Genomic DNA, 1,078 nt, shown 5'->3' with positions numbered 1-1,078 from the left:
AATGCCGTATCAAAGCGTTACTTTGATATCTTCAGTTTAGTACAGCGAGCTTGAATCGCTAGCAGCCCTACGAGCTTTCATACTTACGAACTAAAAAGCCATCGCAAATACGATGGCTTTTCATTTATTTATGGTTCGTCATTTCTTTAAAATAAGTTCTTATCTCGTACTAACTCACGAGGAAGACCATTTTTAATGCGGTTACTGACCCACTTACCTAAACCGATAATCGCACCTTGGTACTTAACTAGCACTTCGCCTTTACCTGTTTTCAATCCTTCTGGAATGATTTGAGGACGAACATCACGGCCCATGTACCATTCACGTGCTTCTTCAATCGTTAGCTCAATAGCGTTGCTTTCAGCACCCGTCGCCAGCGCGGTAGCGACTTGGTGTTGCCAACGGTAGCCATTTTTATGTGCTTCAGCGATTTTAATGCCCATGCGAGAAAAACGTAATTCGCCAATCATAGGCTCAAGCGCATCTGGGAATAGCCAAACGTCTTTATCTCGGAGCCAAACCGTACTTTCGGAAGGTAACTCAATATCCAATGCGTTGTGTAGTTGCTTTGAAATCTCTTCTGATTCTTTCTTCGACGCTTTTACGAACGGGAATTTGCCCATGCGCTTTTTCACTTGTGGCGCCTCTACAGAATGGTGTTTGCGAATACGCGCAACAAAGAAGCCTTCACAGTCATAAACCTGAGGGAAGATGTGTAAGAAACCTTCTTCTGTTAATGCGGCGTTGGCATTTTCAAATAATCCATCCAGACTCTCAAACTCAACCGCGTCACCAAAGGTTTCTTTTAAGTGATGGCAAACTTGCTGGTTTTCCTCGGTACTTAACGTACACGTTGAGTAAACTAGCACACCACCAGGCTTAAGTGCGTGGAATGCGCTTTCAATGAGATCTTTTTGCGTATCTGCGATTTCTAGAACGGACGCTTGTGTCCAATTCTTCATGGCATCTTCATCTTTACGAACTGTGCCTTCGCCAGAACAAGGGGCATCAAGCAATACCGCATCAAATTGTTCAGGTAACCAACCACCAAAAACGCGACCATCAAAGTTGCTCAAAG

1 protein-coding gene is annotated in these 1,078 nt (G+C 44.0%); it reads right to left on the bottom strand.

Features of this window, described 5'->3' with window-relative positions; all coding sequences use genetic code 11:
- Positions 1-146: 146 nt before the first annotated feature.
- The coding region (locus R7P35_RS25980) for a methyltransferase RsmF C-terminal domain-like protein (RefSeq protein WP_411978900.1) at positions 147-1,078 on the bottom strand (932 nt) is incomplete at its 5' end.

It is taken from the genome of Vibrio sp. Vb0304 (assembly GCF_033338995.1).
GTDB lineage: Bacteria > Pseudomonadota > Gammaproteobacteria > Enterobacterales > Vibrionaceae > Vibrio > Vibrio alginolyticus.
This window is presented reverse-complemented; position numbering and strand designations above follow the sequence as displayed.